The organism is Veillonella seminalis, from assembly GCF_003992065.1.
Lineage (GTDB): Bacteria > Bacillota > Negativicutes > Veillonellales > Veillonellaceae > Veillonella_A > Veillonella_A seminalis.
On sequence record NZ_RQUZ01000001.1, the window covers coordinates 45,540 to 64,242 of the forward strand.

Below are 18,703 nucleotides of genomic sequence, written 5' to 3' on the forward strand. Positions count from 1 at the left end.
GAGTAAAGATATAGAGTAATACTATAAACTATAAAGGAGACGCTATGAAAGCAATTGTATTATCCAGCGGCGGTGTGGATTCTACCACATGTTTGGCTTTGGCCATTGACCGTTTAGGCAAAGAAAATGTAGCGGCCGTATCCATTTTTTACGGGCAAAAACATGACAAAGAGCTTCAATGTGCCCGTAAAATTGCGGCGTACTATGAAGTCCCTCATTATGAATTGGATCTGTCGCAGATTTTAAAATACTCCAATTCGTCTTTATTGCAAAATTCCACAGATGAGATTATTCATAAGAGCTATGCGGAACAGATTGAAGAGCAGGGTGAAGGCATGGTCAGCACCTATGTGCCGTTCCGTAACGGTTTGATGCTGTCCGCTGTAGCCAGTTTGGGTATGAGTTTATTCCCTGATGATACGGTGCAGCTCTATTTAGGGGCTCATGCCGATGATGCGGCGGGCAATGCGTATGCGGATTGCAGTGAAGCTTTTGTGGACGCTATGACAAAAGCGATTTCTTTGGGAACTTATGATAAAGTGCAGGTAGTGGCACCGTTTGCTGCTAAAAATAAGGCGCAACTCGTTAAAGTCGGCTTAGACCTTAAAGTGCCGTATGAATTGACTTGGAGCTGTTACGAAGGGGGCGACAAGCCTTGCGGTACTTGCGGAACTTGTATCGATCGTATTAAAGCTTTTGAACTTAACGGTACGACCGATCCGCTTATGAAATAAGATTATTATCTAAAAGTTAATCAGATAAAACGGAATAAGTTAATTATACAGATTAGGTGGTGACGATATGGCAGATAAAAAAACTTGGCAACGGGTGTTATTTATCGGCGACAGTTTGACGCGCGGCTATGATGTGCCGTACGGTAAAGGTTGGGTCGAATTATTGCAAGCTCATTTTGAGAAGAATATCACCGCTAATGGCGGCTCGAAACCGATGCTGGTAAATGCCGGTGTTGACGGGGCAACCTTACAGGCGATTTATAATAATTTAGAGCGTGCTTTGCATGAAGCAAGTTATGATGCGGTAGTTATTATGGGCGGTACGAATGATATTTTGCATGGTAGAAATGCGGAAGATTGCTACTTTTCACTTATGCGTTCGGTACACCACATACAAAAAGCCGGCAGTGATGTAATTATCGGTTTGGCACCGCAGATTGATTGCGATCCGGACGGTGATGATGCAGTCTTGGTTGACTATAATGAACGGTTGCGAACCTATTGCGAAGAGCAGGGGTTATTGTATATAGATTTTTACAAAAAAATCGCCGAGGCTGATTATCGCGGTGAAATCCTTTATGCCGGTGATGTGCATCCTAATGAGTTGGGTTATCACTACATGTATGAAGCGGCCTGTGATGTTTTGAAGTCGGGGTTCGGCGGTATGTAAGTTGCAAAGCCTGTATTTATGCGGCTTTTTATAATTTAAATAGAAAAATTTGAATTTAATCGAAAAAAATAAATTTTAGATATTGAAATTATTAGATTTACATGCTATAATAGGCTCATAACAAGGGAACAGTAGTTAATGGTTATTCAGAATCGGGCGCTACAACTCCAAGAACTTCTTTATCCCGGAAGTTCCGGCGAGTGAGTCCACTTGTTAAACCTCTAAATACCTATACCTAATCGTGAGTACAAATATGTACGAACAACTTGCCGTTGCCTCCTCCCTAAGGGCAACGGCATTTTTCTGTTTATAATGACTTATATATTTACCTTATTTATGAATAATGATACATATGAAGAATAGATGAACGATTATGAAAAACTTCACTGAAAGATCATCGAAATTTTCACATATAACTCATAAAATACAGGTAACATGTACATATGTTAAACATCAATTAACACATAAGGTAAGTATATAGTATTGTATGATTAATATAAAACTATTAATCATATAGTAAAAAGTTTGTATAATTTTGTACTAGGAGGTATAGTTATGAAACGTAAATATGTATTAATGGTACCTGTCGCGGCGGTAACTCTTTGGGCCAACTCTTTCGGCGTTTTGGTAAATGCACAAGGCGTACAAGACATGAACAACAATGTTCCGGCTGTATGGCAACAAGATGATCAGAATAAACAAGGTCAGCCAAATGATAAACAGGGTAAAAAAGCTGATAATAAACAGATCAACAAGAATGACAAACAAGTTCAGAAGCAGCAGAATCCTCAGGTAGTCCCAAAAGCACCTGAAAAAGAAACTGTTAAAAAAGACAAAGCACCAAGCAAAGTAACTCCGGAAACTAAAGAAAAACGTAAAGTAGCATTGGCTAATGACTATAATAATCGCAGACCGGATGCTCAGAAACCACCGGTAAAACCGGAAGATAAGAAACCATTGCCACCTAAAGATGACAAACCGGCTCCGCAAAGCACTAGTGCCGTTCAAATCGGTGTAGTCCTTAACGCGTAAATTTAGTTTTTCTCTGAAAAACCTCCCTCACTGAGTTATGTAGCAATATGTACGAAATGCTAAAATAACACACAACACACACATAAAACACTAAACACTAAACACACAACACACTTAACTTTACAAGCATATGAAAATATATGCGAATACCCTCCGGACCATAGCGTTGGAGGGTATTTTTTGCAATATTGTCTTGTTTTTTTACCATAAAGTTAAGTATAAAATGCATTTAGGTTATACGTTTAAATTGATAAGATGTCTTTATTAACATGGTAAGAATCATTTGCGACCATAACGGTGAAATCTTGATACTCGGCATTGATTAAATGCTATGGGCTGCTAATATTTGACATTTTTAAGGCGTTTTATTAGAGACTATATCATTTAGGCGCGATAAAAGCCGGCAACGGTAACAACGCTTGAAATTCGGTTATCAATAATTTTAATTGATAATAATCTTGTTTATCATTATGTGAGAACGATTTTTTGACGCTTATTATGCATAATCGATACCGATATTTATGTGGAAAATTCATTTTAAATATTCTTTATATTCAAAAGCTTTGCTATAATAAGCGTAGATTTCAAGGCTGTCGGTTTTCTGCCGGACCGGATGAAATACGTTTAAAGGTATAGGTTATTTCGAGGAGTTGGACAGACAATATACATTGGGTATATTGCATAGCGGACAGTACAGGTAAGACAGGATGCCTGTGAAGAGTGATAGACAGTAGCTAAGTTTATGACCGGTAATTACGGGCCTCTTGTCTTATCGAGATTATATTGTGTATTCGGGAGCTGGGTAGGGAGATTGACCAACATAGGTTATACCGAGCAAATATATATATATGTATAACAGAAAGCAGCCTAGGAATAGGCTGTTTTTTCTTTTTAGGCATGCAAAAGTTGAAAGAAGATTTAGATAGTGACGTTATGAAGTCGGAAAATGAATAATAACTAATATTGGACTGGCAAAAAATGTACAGTTGTAGTAAAATAAAGTACGTGCAACAGAGAGTCAAATATTCGTCAGCTAATACAGGCGGAAAATCAAAAAGTTTAATTTCTCGGTTGACAGTATTAATTCATAGTGTTATAGTAGGTTTATGATTTGAATAGAAATTAGGACGAGGAAGAGAAAAGTACATATACTGTTGTATGTGCAGCGAGCCCGGATGGTGAAAGCGGGTCTTATGAAGTGTATGGAAGTGCATCTCGGAGTTATTAAGGCAAAGCTATAGCAATATAGGGGAGTCTTTTTCGGGGGTCGCCCGTTACAGCGAATCTGTATAGTATGAACTGATAGGAGTTAAGGCTCCGGAGAATATTTGTTCAAGGTACAGCAAAGGTTTGATTGTGCGCACAGTCAAATGAAACAAGGTGGAACCGCGATATATCGCCCTTGGTCACAAACGTGACCAAGGGCTTTTTTTATTAGAGCTGAGAGACTCTATGAGAAAGGAACGATGATTATTATGAGTACAGAACCTGTAAATGACACATTAAAATTGATTGGTAATACTCCTGTATATCAAATTGGGGAATCTAATGTTTTTGTAAAATTGGAAAAATACAATGCCGGCGGCAGTGTTAAAGACCGTGCCGTATATGGTATGTTGCGCGACGCTCAACAGAAAGGTTTGATTAAACCTGACACTATTTTGGTAGAAGCAACTTCCGGTAACACCGGTATCGCACTTGCTATGTTGGGTGCTGTTATGGGTATTAAAGTTGTTATCTTGATGCCTGAAAGCATGAGTAAAGAACGTCGTGAATTAGTAAAAGCTTACGGTGCTCAGTTGATTTTGACTCCAAAAGCAACCGGTATGAAAGGTGCTTTAGCTAAAGCTCAGGAAATTCTTGATGCTAACCCAAGTGCCGTAACTTTAGGCCAGTTCGTAAACCCTGCCAACCCTGGCATTCACTACGAAACAACAGCTACCGAAATTCTTGAACAAGTTCCAAATGTAGGCATCGTAGTAGCCGGCGCTGGTACCGGCGGTACATTCACCGGGGTAGCTCGTAAATTGAAAGAACATAATGCTAACGTGAAAGCTGTTGCGGTTGAACCTGCCGGTTCCCCAATGATTTCCGAAGGCAAGGGCGGCGCTCATAAAATTCAAGGTATCGGTGCCGGTTTTATTCCTGAAAACTTTGATCAATCCCTTATGGATGAAGTTGTAACTGTAACTGATGATGATGCAATTGCTCAAGTACAGACTTTCATGCGTGAAAGCGGTATCAGCATCGGTATTTCCGCCGGCGCAGCTATTAAAGCAGCTAAAGATTTAGCCACTAAAAACCCTGGCGTGCCTGTAGTAGCTATCGCTCCGGACGGAGTTGAAAAATACTTATCTATGCTTGAATTTGATGATGTAGAATACGTAAAAGCCTAAGTTAATCGACATACGGTCAGCGCAACTGCCGCGGCAGTTGCCGAGCATTAGGCATAGCTTGAAGAGAGAAGACGGTCATGAAGTGACCATAGATATTTAGGGGCTGGGGGAAACCGGCCGGGAGGATGTATGAAAGAACTTTGGCAAGCGATTCGCTATAATATCAAGCGCGTTATGGATTCAGATCCGGCTGCCACATCGGTATTGATGGTATTGTGGACGTATCCGCATATAACTGCTTTATTCTGGCATTTTTTTGCTCATCGTTTGTATAAACGGGGTTATAAATTATTGGCCAGACGAGTGGCGCTGCATTCGCGTCATGTGACGGGGATTGAAATACATCCGGGCGCGCAAATCGGTAAAGGCTTGTTCATTGATCACGGTATGGGTGTCGTGATTGGTGAAACCGCCATTGTAGGCGATAATGTAACTCTGTTCCACGGCGTAACTTTGGGCGGTATGAGTTCAAAACGCGTGAAACGCCATCCGACGGTCGGCAATGATGTGCTTATCGGGGCCGGTACTAAGGTACTTGGCGATATTACGGTAGGCAGCGGTAGCCGGATCGGCTGTAATCTGGTTATCAAACGTGATGTGCCTGAGAATGTGGTCATCTATGAAACGGAACCTGAAAACATTGTAGCTCGTAAGATTCGTTCTACAATTCATTTGGTTGACAGCCATACTCGCAAACATATGCCACGGCATAAAATTGCCTTCACACCAAAAGATATGACTGACGACATGGCATGGTTCATTTAAAACAATATTTTATGTTACATACTATTATCGGCAGTATGTAACTAGGCATTATAATGATAAAATATGTGGATGTGACAATCTCGTTTTAAATGAAAACCGGCTTGACGTAAAGCCTTGATTTGGTTGAAATTATTCCCCAAATATCAGCGGGGGCTGAGTTTGGGGAGTTGACAAAGAAGAGATGAAAAATCAGTTTACTAAACTAAAACAACTTACTACACTTAAACCTTATACAAAATATACCAAAAAGAGGTGTGGAGCTGAGTCCTCAGGGATTAGCTCCACACCTCTTTTATTATGTTGAGTTTGATTATACGGGGGATGGGACAAAACGTGTTGGTGTTTAGTCCCGAGAGTTATTGCGTTTACTCCGCGTCCGGATATGTATCGATAAGATAATCCATAGCTTCGAGATAGCCTTGTAAGCCGTGGCCTTTAATCGTTTTTTCCGCATATTCGCTTACATAGGAGTAATGGCGGAAGGATTCACGTTCGTCGGGATTCGAAATATGAACCTCAACGGTCGGCAGGCCGATGGCTTTTAATGCATCCAAAATCGCAACCGATGTGTGTGTATAGGCGGCCGGATTGATGATAATCGCCTCGGCATCATTGTGGGCTGCTTGAATTCGATCGACGAGGCTGCCCTCGTGATTGCTTTGGTAGAAACTAACGGCCACATGACGTTCATGGGCGTGCTGTCGAATCATTTGAATGAGATGTTCATACGTTTCAGAACCGTAAATATCCGGTTCTCTTAAACCTAACAGATTAATATTAGGACCGTTAAGAATTAAAATGTGCATGGTATTCCTCCTCGATGTGTTGAGCGCCGTCGTTCGGATTGACTATGTCAAAAGCACACTGTGAAAATGCGTCATAGAGAGGTTGCCGAACGGCATATAAAGATTTCAAGCGACTCAGACCGCCTTGCGAAAGAGGGCGACCGTCAACGGCCAGGTTTTCCAATGGGCGGCGAATCCAATAAATGCGTCCGTTTTGACGTAAAATCGGATAATTAACCGATTGTGTCACAACACCGCCGCCGGTAGCAATAATTGCACCGGTAGTTTTGCAAAGTTTAGCCAAAAGAGCCGTCTCTTTTTCACGAAAGGCGGGCTCGCCATGAGTGGCGATGTATTCGCCGGGATGGCAGTAGCGTTTTTCAAATTCATCATCACAATCAATGAAAGGCCGTTGCAATCGTTCGGCTAAAGCAATGCCTACCGTAGTCTTGCCTACGCCGGGCATGCCGATGAGGACGATATTTTCCTGTTGGTGGCGCATTTGGCGAATGATGGTTTCTGTAGCCTCCGGTTCAAAATCTTTTTGCATGAATAATTTGGCGGTTGCTACAGCCTGACTTATCAACATAGGCAGGCCGTCGGTGTAGGGAATATTACGTCGCTCGGCGTCGATGAGGAGTGCCGTACGGTAGGGGTTATAGATTACATCGGCGACACCTTTAAGTTGTGGAAAGTCATCCAATGAAATCAACGCTTCCGGACAATTCGGATAGGTACCTACCGGCGTTGCATTAATGAGTACATCCGCATCGGCTCCGAAGGTAGCGGCTTCGCTGTAAAAAGGTTCAGTTTTACGGGACAGATGGATAATTTCACGTGCACCTAAATCGATCAGGGCTACATGAATCGTGTGAGCCGTGGCACCGTCACCAAGGACAATTACTTTTTGATCCTTAATATTGATGCCGGCCCACTCCAACATATAGATAAATCCGTCGTAGTCTGTATTGTGACCGTACCAACTCCCGTCGGTTTGGCGCACCATGGTATTGACGGCACCGATATGTTTGGCAGCGTCGGATAGGGTTTGGCAGGCACTCATGACGTCTTTTTTATAAGGAATCGTCACATTTAAACCTTTTAGTTCCGGTTGAGCTAAAAACTCTGTCAGCTCTTGAGGAGCTCGTTCGTACAGTACATAGTGGGGATTGCCCAGAGCGTTATGAATTTGTGGCGAGTAGCTGTGCCCCAAGGTTTTGCCCAAAAGGCCAAAAGGGGTTAGAGCAGAATTTTGATTCATACGTGTCCTTTCCGTTTATTGGAATTGTCTTTTTCGGCCGGTTAACGGTGTTTTATGTCTATCAGTCGAGTTTAAGGTCATTGTCCAATAAAAAATCCAATAAAATTAAGGCGGTTACGGCTTCTACGACCGGTACGGCCCGAACAGCGATGCAAGGGTCATGGCGGCCTTTAATTTGTAAATCCGTATTGGCACCGGCTTCATAGCTGAAACTTGGTTGTACTTTGGCGATGGAAGCAGTCGGTTTCATGCCTACTTTTAGGACGAGCGGCATACCGTTGGTGATGCCTCCTTGAATACCGCCGCTGTTATTGTTTAAGGTGCGAACTTCACCGTTTTCCAAACGAAACGGATCATTTTGATTGGAACCGCGGTCGAGGCAACCGTCAAAACCGCTGCCAAAGGCAACGCCTTTAACACCCGGAATACCAAAGAGGACCTGACTGAGGCGATTTTCGATGCCGTCAAAATTCGGGTTGCCCAGACCGGCCGGCAAGCCGGTGGCAAATAATTCAATGATGCCGCCCGTAGAATCACCTTCCTGGCGGAGTTCGTCAATATAGGTGATGGCTCTGAGGCGTGACTGTGAAGATACCATAGCTACGGTTTCGTGGCTTACTTTTTGCAGTGCATCCATGTCCGGATCGGTAAAGCTGATTGTTCGGTCTTGAACGGAACCGATTTGTTTTAAATGGGCTCCGATTTCAATGCCTTTGGCTTTAAGTATTTGAAGGGCAATGCCGCCGGCGCAGCAAAGGGGGGCCGTTAAGCGACCTGAGAAATGACCGCCGCCACGCATATCAACGGCCTCACCGTAACGCATGCGAGCCGTATAATCCGCATGGGACGGGCGAGGGATATCGCGCAGATTGTTATAATCTTTGGATTGTTGATTGGTGTTTTCAATATAAAAAGCCAGTGGTGAACCGCTGAGTTTACCGTTCACAAGGCCGCTCAGAAAGATCGGTTGATCCGCTTCTTTGCGCTGTGTCGTAATTAAACTTTGTCCCGGTGCACGTCGTTTCATAAAACGAGCAAGGGCGGCCTCATCAATTAAAATGCCGCAAGGCAGGCCGTCTACTACGGCGCCGATGGCTTTGCCGTGGGATGCACCAAACACGGAAATAGTAAGATTTTTGCCAAAACTCGAACTCATACGCGTCTCCTGTTTTGAATGGTTAATGTTATAGTTATAGTATTTATATAGTAAGTTTGGCAGCTGTCAGCCCGGGAATTATTCGGCATGACCGCCCAATTCATTCCAGTGTTTGAAAAATAAAGGATAGGATTTATTGATGGCCTGGCTGTCGGTAATAGTGATCGGGTCATCGCTGAATAGAGCCATGAGTGAAGCCGCCATGACAAGGCGATGATCATTATGTGAGGTTACGGTGCCGCCTGTAAGACGTCCCGTACCGTTGATGTACAGATTATCTCCTTCAATGTGAGCGGTTCCGCCTAAAGTGCGTACTAAATCGCGTACCGCCAATAAGCGGTCAGATTCTTTAAGGCGCAAACGTTCACCGTTAATAAACCAGCTTTCGCCTTCGATGCTGCAAGCCAGGGCAGCCAATACCGGCAACAAGTCGGGACATTGTTCTAAATCAACCGTAATCGGGGCGATGGCTCTGCCTTCACAATGAAGACGTAGCGGTGTTTTTATATTGTCCAATTGATCGTCTTCAATAACGGTACCGTCTTCGGTTTGCCATTCTACGGTTGTTCCGGCACAATCAATGATATCCAATATACGTTTATCCGCTTGGGTAGAATCCGGTTGTAAGTTGGTGATGGTAAGCGGCTGACCGGTGATGGCAGCCGCAACGAGCCAAATGGCACTATTTGACCAATCGCCTTCAATCGGATAATTTTCGAGGCCGTGGTAGTGTTGGCCTTTTGGTACGGTAAAACTGTTGCCGTCATCGGTTGTATAGGCCATAACGCCAAAATCTGCCATTACATGACGAGTTAACGTCACATAATCGCGAGATTGTAATGGCGTAGTGCTGTTTATTAAGGTATCTTCATCCAATTTCGGTGAAGCCAATAAGAGTCCGGAGAAAAACTGGCTGCTCACATTACCTACCATTTCAAAAAGGCCGCCCGTTAAATGACCGCTGATTGTAAACGGCGGTTTGGTTGCGGAAAAGGTGATGCCGTGAGCTTCCAATTGACTTTTCAGCGGTTCCAACGGCCGATCGGGTAAGCGACCGGCGGCGGTTACATCCGTGGTATCGCAAATGGCGGAACCCACCGATAAAAGGAGGCGCAAAGTCGTGCCTGATTCATGTGCATCAATTGTGCCGTGGCTTTGATTTTCGGGGATTGATATAACGCGAACCCCACTCTCTGTTTTCTCAATAATGGCACCTAAACCGCGTAATGAGGCAATGGTGGCGTCAATATCTTCTGAATAGTGGGCAATCAGTAAGGTAGACGGACTGTCCGCCAAGGCGGCGGCAATGAGGGCCCGATGGGCATGTGCTTTAGCGGGAATCGCCGCAATGGTACCGGTTGGTATAGCGGCAGAGACCGTTTTAAATTCAGTGTTGGCGGTCGTAACCTTGATTGGTTCAAATTCAGATGGATTAGTTGGCACCATGATGTGTTACCTCCTTAATGGCATAATCGGCTAATTTGCTGTGATCCACAGTGCGTAGTTCGCAGTGGCCCCAACGAGTGGGATAGATAATCGTGATAGTTTGACCATGGCTTTTTTTATCGTGTAAAGCAGCTTGGCAAAGCTCCGTAGTACTGATTGTTGTAGTAATCGGTAACTTGTGAGCGGTGAGTAAATGTAAGAAATCGGTTAATTCGGATTCGCTGATGTGGCCGTTTTGATAAGCGGCGCGCATCATCAGTGCCATGCCGATGCTGACAGCCATGCCGTGTTTGACGGTGAAATGACTGCAAAGCTCAATGCCGTGACCGAAGGTGTGACCGAAGTTGAGTAAGGCTCTCACGCCGGCTTCTTTTTCATCGGCACTGACAATTTTTGCTTTCGCTTTAACACATAAGGCGATAATAGCTTCAATATGAGCCAAATCGGTTTGCTGTAACGGCTTAGTCGCTAAATCGGCCAATAATTCGGGATAATCGAGCATGCCGTATTTGATGACCTCGCCGCAACCGTTACTGAATTCATCAGCCGGTAAGGTACTGATGGCTGTAGGATCGCAAAGAACCAAAATCGGTTGTTTGAACGCACCCCACAAATTTTTGCCCGCTTTTAAATTGACCGCTGTTTTACCACCTACGGAGGAGTCCACCGCAGCCAACAGGGATGTAGGCATTTGGATATAGTCGATACCGCGTAAATAGGTGGCCGCCGCAAAACCCGCCATGTCGCCCACTACACCGCCGCCCAGGGCAATGAGTAAATCCTTGCGAGTGAGGGCTTTTTCAGCCATGAATTCCACTAAATCTATGAGTCGTGAGGCATTTTTTTCAGCTTCACCATGGGGGAAGACGTATTCATATACCGTGTAGCCCGCTGCCGTAAGCTGATTCTTGACGAGTGAGCCATAGAGCGGTGCCACGTTGTCATCGCTGACGAGTACTGTGGGACAGGGCTTTTTGAGCGGCTCTATATAATCCGTAATATGTTGTAATACATTGTCTTCAATAATGACATCATAGGCAGTCGAGGCTTCGATATGAATACGTTCCATGATAACTCCTTAATCTGCATTTAAAATTTTGCGCATAGCAAATACTTCTTTGGTAAGGGAAGCAAATTGATCGGGACGCAATGCTTGCGGGCCGTCACAAAGGGCTTTAGCCGGATCGATGTGAACTTCAATCATGAGACCGTCGGCACCGCCACCGGTAGAAGCTAAGGACAAGGGACGAACCATGCGGCTCATGCCGGCAGCGTGGCTCGGATCCATGATAATCGGTAAGTGACTTAGCTCGTGAATCATCGGAATAGCCGTTACATCAAGGGTGTTACGGGTTTTGGTTTCGAAGGTACGAATGCCGCGTTCGCAAAGTACGATTTGCGTATTGCCTTCGCTCATGATGTATTCGGCAGCCATCAACCATTCTTCGTAGGTAGCGGATAAGCCGCGTTTTAAGAGAACCGGTTTCTTTAATTTGCCCACTTCTTTGAGTAAGGTGAAGTTCTGCATATTACGGGCGCCGATTTGAAGCATGTCCACATTATCGAAATACTGTAATTGCGACGGATCCATGACTTCGGATACGATTGGTAAGCCGGTTTCTTTCTTGGCCAATTCCAATAAATGTAAACCTTCAGGCCCCATGCCTTGGAAGGAGTATGGCGAAGTACGCGGTTTGAAAGCACCGCCGCGAAGGATGGTAGCACCGGCTTCTTTGACGGCTTTGGCCGTAGCCAATACTTGTTCCGGTGTTTCTACGGAGCAAGGTCCGGCCATGATCGCGAAGTGGCCGCCCCCAATTTTTACGCCACTTACGTCTACGATGGTGTCTTCCGGATGGAATTTACGGTTCGCTTTTTTGAACGGTTCTTGAATACGAGTAACTTTTTCAACAATATCCAAGGATTCAATCTGGCGTTTGTCGACGAGTGAAGTATCGCCGATGAGGCCGATTAATGAGTAGTTATCGCCTTTGCTTGGATGTAAGGTAATTCTTTGCACTTCCAATTTAAGGCGTAACTCTTGAATCTTCTCCGGACTGGCATTTTCCTTTAACGTAATAATCATCGTAATCTCTCCTCTTTCATCACTTATGAATATTTGAAAGCATGTTTCGTTCATAATTCATATCCTTTACTAATGCTTGTAAAACTTGCGCGGTTACCTCTAAAAGCAACATGACTACATTTTCAAACGAGTTGTTTTAAATCGGCTTACTGCGTATTTCCTTTAAAATGATAGTAAAAAAGGAGCTACCCGCGTGCACTACGGGTAGCTCCTTAACTATACTAAGCCTAACAATGATACCGAAATCAGCGTAGCCCAAATAGTCCTTTACCCGTAGCCTGGATAAAGAACCAAAAATAGAAGTATTGGCTGTTCATAGTGCTGATTGCTGAGTTCATTCAGTTGGCTCCTTTCTAAAGTGATTGCCAACATTATAAACCTACGATTCTATCTTGGCAAGTCTTTTTTGCAAAACATTCGTAAATTCCGAGTAAACTGAGTATTTAGTTGATAAAGCTGAGTATTTCTGAAAGTATTGAAGTAATACTGTTTCGGTAAAAAGAAAGGCCGGCGAAGTGCCGGCCTTAATGATTTTGACTGATTGTGGTGAATTATTCCAAATCGTCGAAATCGAAAGCGGCCGCTTTAGTATAGTTGGTAACTTTTGCTTCAAAGAAGTCCGTTTTAGTGCTGTTGAGGTTAGAGAAACTTTCAATCCAAGCCATAGGATTTTCCTTGATGTCAGGATAGAGATGTTTGAGGCCGATGGCTTCCAAACGAATGTTAGCCAAGTATTTGATATAGCGTTCAATCAATACATTGTTGATGCCGAGGATTTTGTCATCCGTAATATATTGACCCCAAGTAATTTCGTTTTCTGTACCTTGACGAAGCATATCGGTTAATTCGGCTTCCAATTCCGGTGTGAATAATTCGGGACGTTCCACGCGAAGTTCGCGAATTATATTTTGGAATAAAACAAGGTGAGTTACTTCATCACGATTGATGTATTTGAAAATCGTACTGGTAGCAGTCATCTTGCCTTGACGAGCCAAGGTGTAGAAGAAGCTGAAACCGGAGTAGAAGTAAATCCCTTCCAAAATGTAGTTCGCCATGATGGTGCGAATTAAATTATGTTCCGAAGGATCATCGCTGAAACGTTGGTAAATGTCGGCGATGAAGCGGTTACGTGCCAAGAGATGTTCATCTGTACGCCATTCGTCATAAATGCGGTCACGCGTAATCGGATTGGTTACGGTGTCCAAAATGTAGGAATAACTTTGAGCGTGAATTTCTTCTTGGAACGCTTGAATATTAAGTAAGGATGCCACTTCGGCAGCCGTAATATAGCGACTTAAGTTGGGTAAATTTTCACTTTGAATCGAATCAAGGAAGTTGAGGAAGGAAATAATTTTGTCAAACGCACGACGTTCGCTGTCAGTCAAAAATGGGAATTGTTTGATGTCTTCGTTCAGCGAGATTTCTTCCGGAATCCAGAAGTTGTTGAGCATGGTGCGATACATCGTTGTGGCCCAGTCATATTTAATACGGTTCCATTCACGCAAGTTGGTTGTATTGCCGCCAATCATGCTTTCGGTACCGCGCTCGCCGTGTTCGTTAAAAATTAATTTTTTATCCATAATGACATTCACCCTTTCTATATAAGTTCTTGTCTTTAGTATAGCATATTAAAGTAGTTAATCGATAAGAAAATTGCAGGTAACGGCAGCCAAAACAACGTATGACACTAAGTCCATAGGGCCGTTTGACTGCCGATTATCATGCGGTCTGTTAAGTTAATTTACATCAAGAGGAGCAGCTGGTGCATTCGTCCATTTCGAGGGACTGATTGCGGATGTAGTAAATCGTTTTTACACCCTGTTTGTACGCTTCCACATAAAGGTTGAGGATTTCTTTGGCCTTTACTTGCGGAGTGATGTACAAGTTGAAGGACTGAGCCTGGTCGATATGACGTTGGCGGGCAGCACAGGCACGAATGCTCCATTGCTGGTCAATCGTGTGAGCTTCTTTGTAGAGCCAGAACGTGGAATTATCGAGATCAGGTGCAGTTTTAGGAGTAAAGCTGCCTTTCTTTTCTTCGATGAAGAACTTTTTGAAAATAGGGTCGATACCGGCTGTTGTGTTGGCGATGTTGGATGTACTGCCGGTTGGGGCAACGGCCATGAGATAGCCGTTACGCAAGCCGTATTTAGCTACATCTTTACGTAACTGCTGCCAACGTTCGGAGGTATAGCCGCGACGTTCAAAGTAAGCGCCGGTTTCCCATTCGGAACCTTTGAAGGCAGGGTAAGCGCCTTTTTCTTTAGCAAGTTCCATGGACGCTTTAATTGCATAGTAAGCGATGTTTTCAAATAATTTGTCCGCAGCTTCGATGTGTTCTTCCGATTCCCATTGAATCTGGTGACGCACCAAGTAGTGGTGGTAACCGCTGGTACCGAGGCCGATGGCACGATATTTTTCGCTGGTCATCTTTGCTTCCGGTACCGGGAATTGGTTGATGGAAATAACATTGTCGAGCATGCGAATCTGAAGGGCTACATTTTCTTCCAATTCTTCGTCGGTGATTTTACCGAGGTTAATGGAGTTAAGGTTACATGTTACCATGTCGCCGGTTACAGTTTTGGTAGTGATGCTGCCGTCCGGATTGATGATTTCTTCGCTCAAGTTAGTGAAACCTACGTTTTGGGCAATTTCGTGACATAAGTTGGAGGCATAAATCATGCCGGCATGTTTATTCGGGTTGGTGCGGTTAGCCGTGTCGCGGAAGAAGATGAACGGCGTGCCTGTTTCAACGGCGCTGCGCATGATTTTTTTCATCATATCCAAAGCGCTAACCTGGATCGGGTGAAGTTCGGGATTGTTTTCACAAAGAAGATAATGTTCGGTGAAGGCTTTGTTATTTTCGTCTTCATCGTAAAAATCTTCTAAGTTGAAGCCCATAACCTGCTGTACTTCATGCGGATCGAAGAGGCTGAAGTTTTCACGAGCCATCAAGCGTTCCATGAAGATATCCGGAATGGAAATAGCCGGGAAGATGTCGTGAGCTTTACGACGATCGTCACCGTTGTTGGTACGAAGTTCTACGAATTCGTAGAAGTCTTTGTGCCAAATATCGAGCGTTACGGTAGCACCGCCTTTACGTTTGCCGAGCTGGTCTACGGCTACGGCTGTATCGTTGTAAAGACGAACCCAAGGGATAACGCCGCCGGAGGAATTTTTGTAACCGCGAATATCACTGTTTAAGGCACGAACTTTACCCATGTAAATGCCGAGGGCACCGCCGTGTTTGGATACGCGGGAGAATTTGCTGTTTACATCGTAAATGGACCAAAGGTTGTCATCTACGCCGGAAATAAAGCAGCTGCTGAGCTGATGGAACGGGGTACCCGCATTAGCCAAGGTTGGTGTTGCGGTCGTCATTTTTAATTCGCTCATTAAGTCGTAGAATTTTTTGGCAAATTCCACTTTGCGATCCCCTTCGATGAGGGCGAGGTGCATAGCGATGGCCATGAAACGTTCCTGCGGCAATTCGTAAACTTCTTTGTCATAACCTTTTACAAGGTAACGATCGGCCAATAATTTAATGCCTTCGTAGTTGAAGCGGTAGTCGCGCTTCGGTTTGATGTAATCGCCTAATTCTTCAAGTTCTTCTTCGGTATATTTAGTGAGGAAGAAATCGGCATAGCGTTTAGCTTCTACTAATTTTTTTACCAATGCAGGGAAGTTGCCGTAACCGAACGCTTTGTATTTGCGTTGGATAGCCGCTTCTTTATACAAGTCGAAAAGGAAGAGGCGTGCTGCTACATATTGCCAATCCTGGTTCATGCGGTTAACCATGTTACCGTAACCGTCGTCTACTTTTTGGATAACTTTTTCGATTGCTGTCTGCACTAAGATTTTCTGGATTTCTTTAGTGCTCATGCCGTCAACGAATTGCAATTTGGAGTCCATTTCGAGTTCGATAGGATCGCAACTTTCGAGCCCCAAGCAGGCGAAGGCAATCATTTTTTTAGTTTTCTCTACCGAGAGCGGTTCGTAATGGCCGTCTCGTTTTTTAATCATAATAGCCATGAATTAAGGTTCCTTCCCGTTACAAAGTTTTACACATAAAAATATGGCTCGGAAACAGTGACTTCACTGTGTTTACGTAAGCCGTTGATACACTCATACCCTCTAAATACATCTATTTGGTAATATCGATGAGTTGTATTATAAATCAATATCTTGTATACGATATTACTTATCACATACAAGATACACCTCATTATACTATTTTTCGACGGGCAAAAGAAAGAGGAGAATTACATTTTGTATTGAATATTTTGCATATGGTTAATATTGATTTTGCTTTTTGAAATTTTGCGGCTTGACAATGGAGGAGGGCAGGAATGTATAAGGGTGTAAGCAGGTTCACAAGAAATGGTGATTCGCTTATGACGTTTGCAAACGGTCAATGAGAATTGTGAGAATTCAAGAGTACATGTACTTTTTAGTAATAAGGGAAAAACGGTGCTGACACAGGTATGTATGCTTTTTAGTCATACATAGGCAGGGTACCGGGCAGATTTTTTACTTCAGGAGGCAAATATGGCTACAGGAACTATGAATGTTTTGAAAAAAGAATTACAACTCGTATTTTTAGATGATACCAACAAAGAAACTACGGTGAGAATCAGCGTTCCGAAAGAGGATGTGAGCTTGACTGCGGCTAAAACAGTGGCAGATATGATGCTGGCCAAACATTTTATGACCAGTGCTAAGGGGAAGGCCTTGAGCGGCTTCAAAGGGGCGTATGTGGTAGAAAATACCAGCGCACCGTTGGTAGATTAATTTTGGGGCAGAGTCGGAAACTGATTCCGGAGCAGCGTTGGAGATTAAATCCGGCGTACTATTTAAAAGATAATATATTAGGAGGTTAATTATGGCAGACGCAACAGTAAAAGAAGTAGTAAAAATTCAGATTCGTTTAGATTTGGGCGATAAAAAGGTAAAATCCATCAATATCGGTAATGTTAATCCGGAACTTGGTAACGCGGATTTTGAAGAAGTCGGTCAGGTTATGGCTAATCTTTGTGCTTATCCTTATAAAGATGTGGTTCGTGTAGAAACAACAACCATGACGCCACAGGCGTAATTAATAATTTGAATAAAAAGTAATAATTAAGAAGAGCGGTGTAATCTGTTGAAACAGGTTACACCGCTTTTTTGTTGAATATTTTCGTAATAAAACGTGCCTGTGGTATAGGCAGTTTTTGTCAATTTAAGTTATAATAAAAGTATATGGAAAAAGATAAAAATACTTTATCTGTCTGATGTTCTGTGTTTAATATGGGGGCATGATATATGACGATATTTAATATGAAAAAGAAGGCAATGCTTATTTTGGCCGGCTTGGCTTTGATATCCGGATCGGTATTCGCTGCCGGCAACAGCAATGTAACAACGGCCGACAATGCGGCAACTACAGGTGCGGATAAGGACTTGGCGGCGGTTGTTAATTACGCTGCTCAAGCTGCTGTTGATACAGGTTCGCCTTATGTAAAACGGGGAATTCCCAAACAAATTTTAGAAGCATTTTTACCGGCTTCGGGGGCAAAGACCGTTTTGACCAACGAAAGTAACTCCTTATATAAAGAACAGGCGTTACGCGTGGCCTTCCCGATGACGGATGTTTCAAAATATGACTTGATTCCTCACTTTGACGGTTTTCCAAAGCAAATTCCGAGTTTTGCCAAAAATGTGTTCGTATTTTACATTCCTCAATTCATAAAAGCCGGCGGTGAGGCACAGGTTACCTTTACCGGCACGGCTTCTGAAATGGCACCGTACGTTGCAGAGGCGTTAAAACTGGCGGTTATGCAGACTAATTTGCAGGTCAGTCGTTCAGTATATGTGAAAATGGAACCGAATTCGGAAATGCAGTATGCCGATAGTTTGCGTGAATTAGTACCCGATTATAAAGTCGTCAGCACTACTGAGTTGAAAAACATGGGCCCATGGCGTGATTTCTGGGGTGATATTATTGATGTAAAGACCGTTAACGGCGGTAATTATGCGGATAACCAGCTCTTTGATTTATCTACGAATAAAAAAGCTCAGCAACAGCTGTTAGGCTATTATTCGTATAACTACAATATGGTTTCGTTAGATAATAATTATACCTATTATATTTTTAATGTAGGCTCTACATTTAATCGTCCGTACGTCACCGGTGCGGCCGTGAATAAAGCAGGCACTGAAATTGTTTATTTTTATAAACAGAAGTAAGTAGTGATGATATGAGAGGCGCTGTATCGGATCATAGATCACTAATAATGTACTATATATTGTGTTACAGATAAAAAATATTGTAACAGATAGGATATCGTAACAGATAGCAGTTGTACAAAATACGAATATTTTTAAGCAAAA

16 protein-coding genes are annotated in these 18,703 nt (G+C 43.3%); 8 read left to right on the plus strand and 8 right to left on the minus strand.

Translation table 11 applies throughout. The features are described 5' to 3' along the window. Positions 1 to 44: 44 nt before the first annotated feature. From queC to epsC, 5 genes are all read left to right on the plus strand, one after another. Positions 45 to 734, plus strand: a complete 690-nt coding sequence (gene queC / locus EO126_RS00220; RefSeq protein WP_127006883.1) for a 7-cyano-7-deazaguanine synthase QueC — start codon at positions 45 to 47, stop codon at positions 732 to 734. 67 nt (positions 735 to 801) lie between these two features. Continuing rightward, positions 802 to 1,404, plus strand: coding sequence for an SGNH/GDSL hydrolase family protein (locus EO126_RS00225; RefSeq protein ID WP_127006885.1), 603 nt, complete (start codon positions 802 to 804; stop codon positions 1,402 to 1,404). A 555-nt stretch (positions 1,405 to 1,959) separates the two neighbouring features. Then, positions 1,960 to 2,436, plus strand: coding sequence for a hypothetical protein (locus tag EO126_RS00230; RefSeq protein ID WP_127006887.1), 477 nt, complete (start codon positions 1,960 to 1,962; stop codon positions 2,434 to 2,436). A 1,475-nt stretch (positions 2,437 to 3,911) separates the two neighbouring features. Next, positions 3,912 to 4,832: a cysteine synthase A gene (gene cysK / locus EO126_RS00235; protein WP_006555316.1), complete on the plus strand. Its 921-nt coding sequence runs from the start codon at positions 3,912 to 3,914 to the stop codon at positions 4,830 to 4,832. Between the two features lie 129 nt (positions 4,833 to 4,961). Next, the gene (gene epsC, locus EO126_RS00240) at positions 4,962 to 5,597 is read left to right on the plus strand and encodes a serine O-acetyltransferase EpsC (protein ID WP_127006889.1); all 636 of its coding nucleotides are present in this window, start codon (positions 4,962 to 4,964) and stop codon (positions 5,595 to 5,597) included. A 365-nt stretch (positions 5,598 to 5,962) separates the two neighbouring features. On the opposite strand, the gene aroQ is transcribed toward epsC, so the two are convergent. From aroQ to EO126_RS00280, 8 genes are all read right to left on the minus strand, one after another. Then, the gene (aroQ, locus tag EO126_RS00245) at positions 5,963 to 6,403 is read right to left on the minus strand and encodes a type II 3-dehydroquinate dehydratase (RefSeq protein ID WP_006555318.1); all 441 of its coding nucleotides are present in this window, start codon (positions 6,401 to 6,403) and stop codon (positions 5,963 to 5,965) included. Continuing rightward, positions 6,384 to 7,643 carry a shikimate kinase gene (locus tag EO126_RS00250; protein ID WP_127006891.1) on the minus strand — a complete coding sequence of 420 codons (1,260 nt, stop codon included), beginning with the start codon at positions 7,641 to 7,643 and terminating at the stop codon, positions 6,384 to 6,386. Before EO126_RS00250 ends, aroQ begins: the two co-directional genes overlap by 20 nt. Before the next feature lie 61 nt (positions 7,644 to 7,704). After that, positions 7,705 to 8,799 carry a chorismate synthase gene (aroC, locus tag EO126_RS00255; RefSeq protein WP_127006893.1) on the minus strand — a complete coding sequence of 365 codons (1,095 nt, stop codon included), beginning with the start codon at positions 8,797 to 8,799 and terminating at the stop codon, positions 7,705 to 7,707. A gap of 78 nt (positions 8,800 to 8,877) precedes the next feature. Continuing rightward, positions 8,878 to 10,245: a 3-phosphoshikimate 1-carboxyvinyltransferase gene (gene aroA / locus EO126_RS00260; protein ID WP_225723621.1), complete on the minus strand. Its 1,368-nt coding sequence runs from the start codon at positions 10,243 to 10,245 to the stop codon at positions 8,878 to 8,880. Continuing rightward, positions 10,232 to 11,314 (minus strand): 3-dehydroquinate synthase, encoded by a 1,083-nt coding sequence (gene aroB / locus EO126_RS00265; RefSeq protein ID WP_006555322.1) that lies wholly within the window; start codon positions 11,312 to 11,314, stop codon positions 10,232 to 10,234. Before aroB ends, aroA begins: the two co-directional genes overlap by 14 nt. Before the next feature lie 9 nt (positions 11,315 to 11,323). Beyond that, positions 11,324 to 12,331, minus strand: a complete 1,008-nt coding sequence (aroF, locus tag EO126_RS00270; RefSeq protein ID WP_006555323.1) for a 3-deoxy-7-phosphoheptulonate synthase — start codon at positions 12,329 to 12,331, stop codon at positions 11,324 to 11,326. A gap of 551 nt (positions 12,332 to 12,882) precedes the next feature. Continuing rightward, positions 12,883 to 13,911 (minus strand): ribonucleotide-diphosphate reductase subunit beta, encoded by a 1,029-nt coding sequence (locus EO126_RS00275; protein WP_006555324.1) that lies wholly within the window; start codon positions 13,909 to 13,911, stop codon positions 12,883 to 12,885. Between the two features lie 166 nt (positions 13,912 to 14,077). Then, positions 14,078 to 16,363 carry a ribonucleoside-diphosphate reductase subunit alpha gene (locus EO126_RS00280; RefSeq protein ID WP_127006895.1) on the minus strand — a complete coding sequence of 762 codons (2,286 nt, stop codon included), beginning with the start codon at positions 16,361 to 16,363 and terminating at the stop codon, positions 14,078 to 14,080. 516 nt (positions 16,364 to 16,879) lie between these two features. Between EO126_RS00280 and EO126_RS00285 the strand changes: the two genes are divergently transcribed. The 3 genes from EO126_RS00285 to EO126_RS00295 all read left to right on the plus strand — a co-directional run bounded on the left by EO126_RS00285 (position 16,880) and on the right by EO126_RS00295 (position 18,559). Then, positions 16,880 to 17,122, plus strand: coding sequence for a DUF2922 domain-containing protein (locus tag EO126_RS00285; protein ID WP_006555326.1), 243 nt, complete (start codon positions 16,880 to 16,882; stop codon positions 17,120 to 17,122). A gap of 91 nt (positions 17,123 to 17,213) precedes the next feature. Beyond that, positions 17,214 to 17,426, plus strand: a complete 213-nt coding sequence (locus EO126_RS00290) for a DUF1659 domain-containing protein (RefSeq protein ID WP_006555327.1) — start codon at positions 17,214 to 17,216, stop codon at positions 17,424 to 17,426. Positions 17,427 to 17,635: 209 nt separating this feature from the next. Beyond that, positions 17,636 to 18,559 carry a hypothetical protein gene (locus EO126_RS00295; protein WP_006555328.1) on the plus strand — a complete coding sequence of 308 codons (924 nt, stop codon included), beginning with the start codon at positions 17,636 to 17,638 and terminating at the stop codon, positions 18,557 to 18,559. The last annotated feature ends 144 nt before the right edge of the window (positions 18,560 to 18,703 follow it).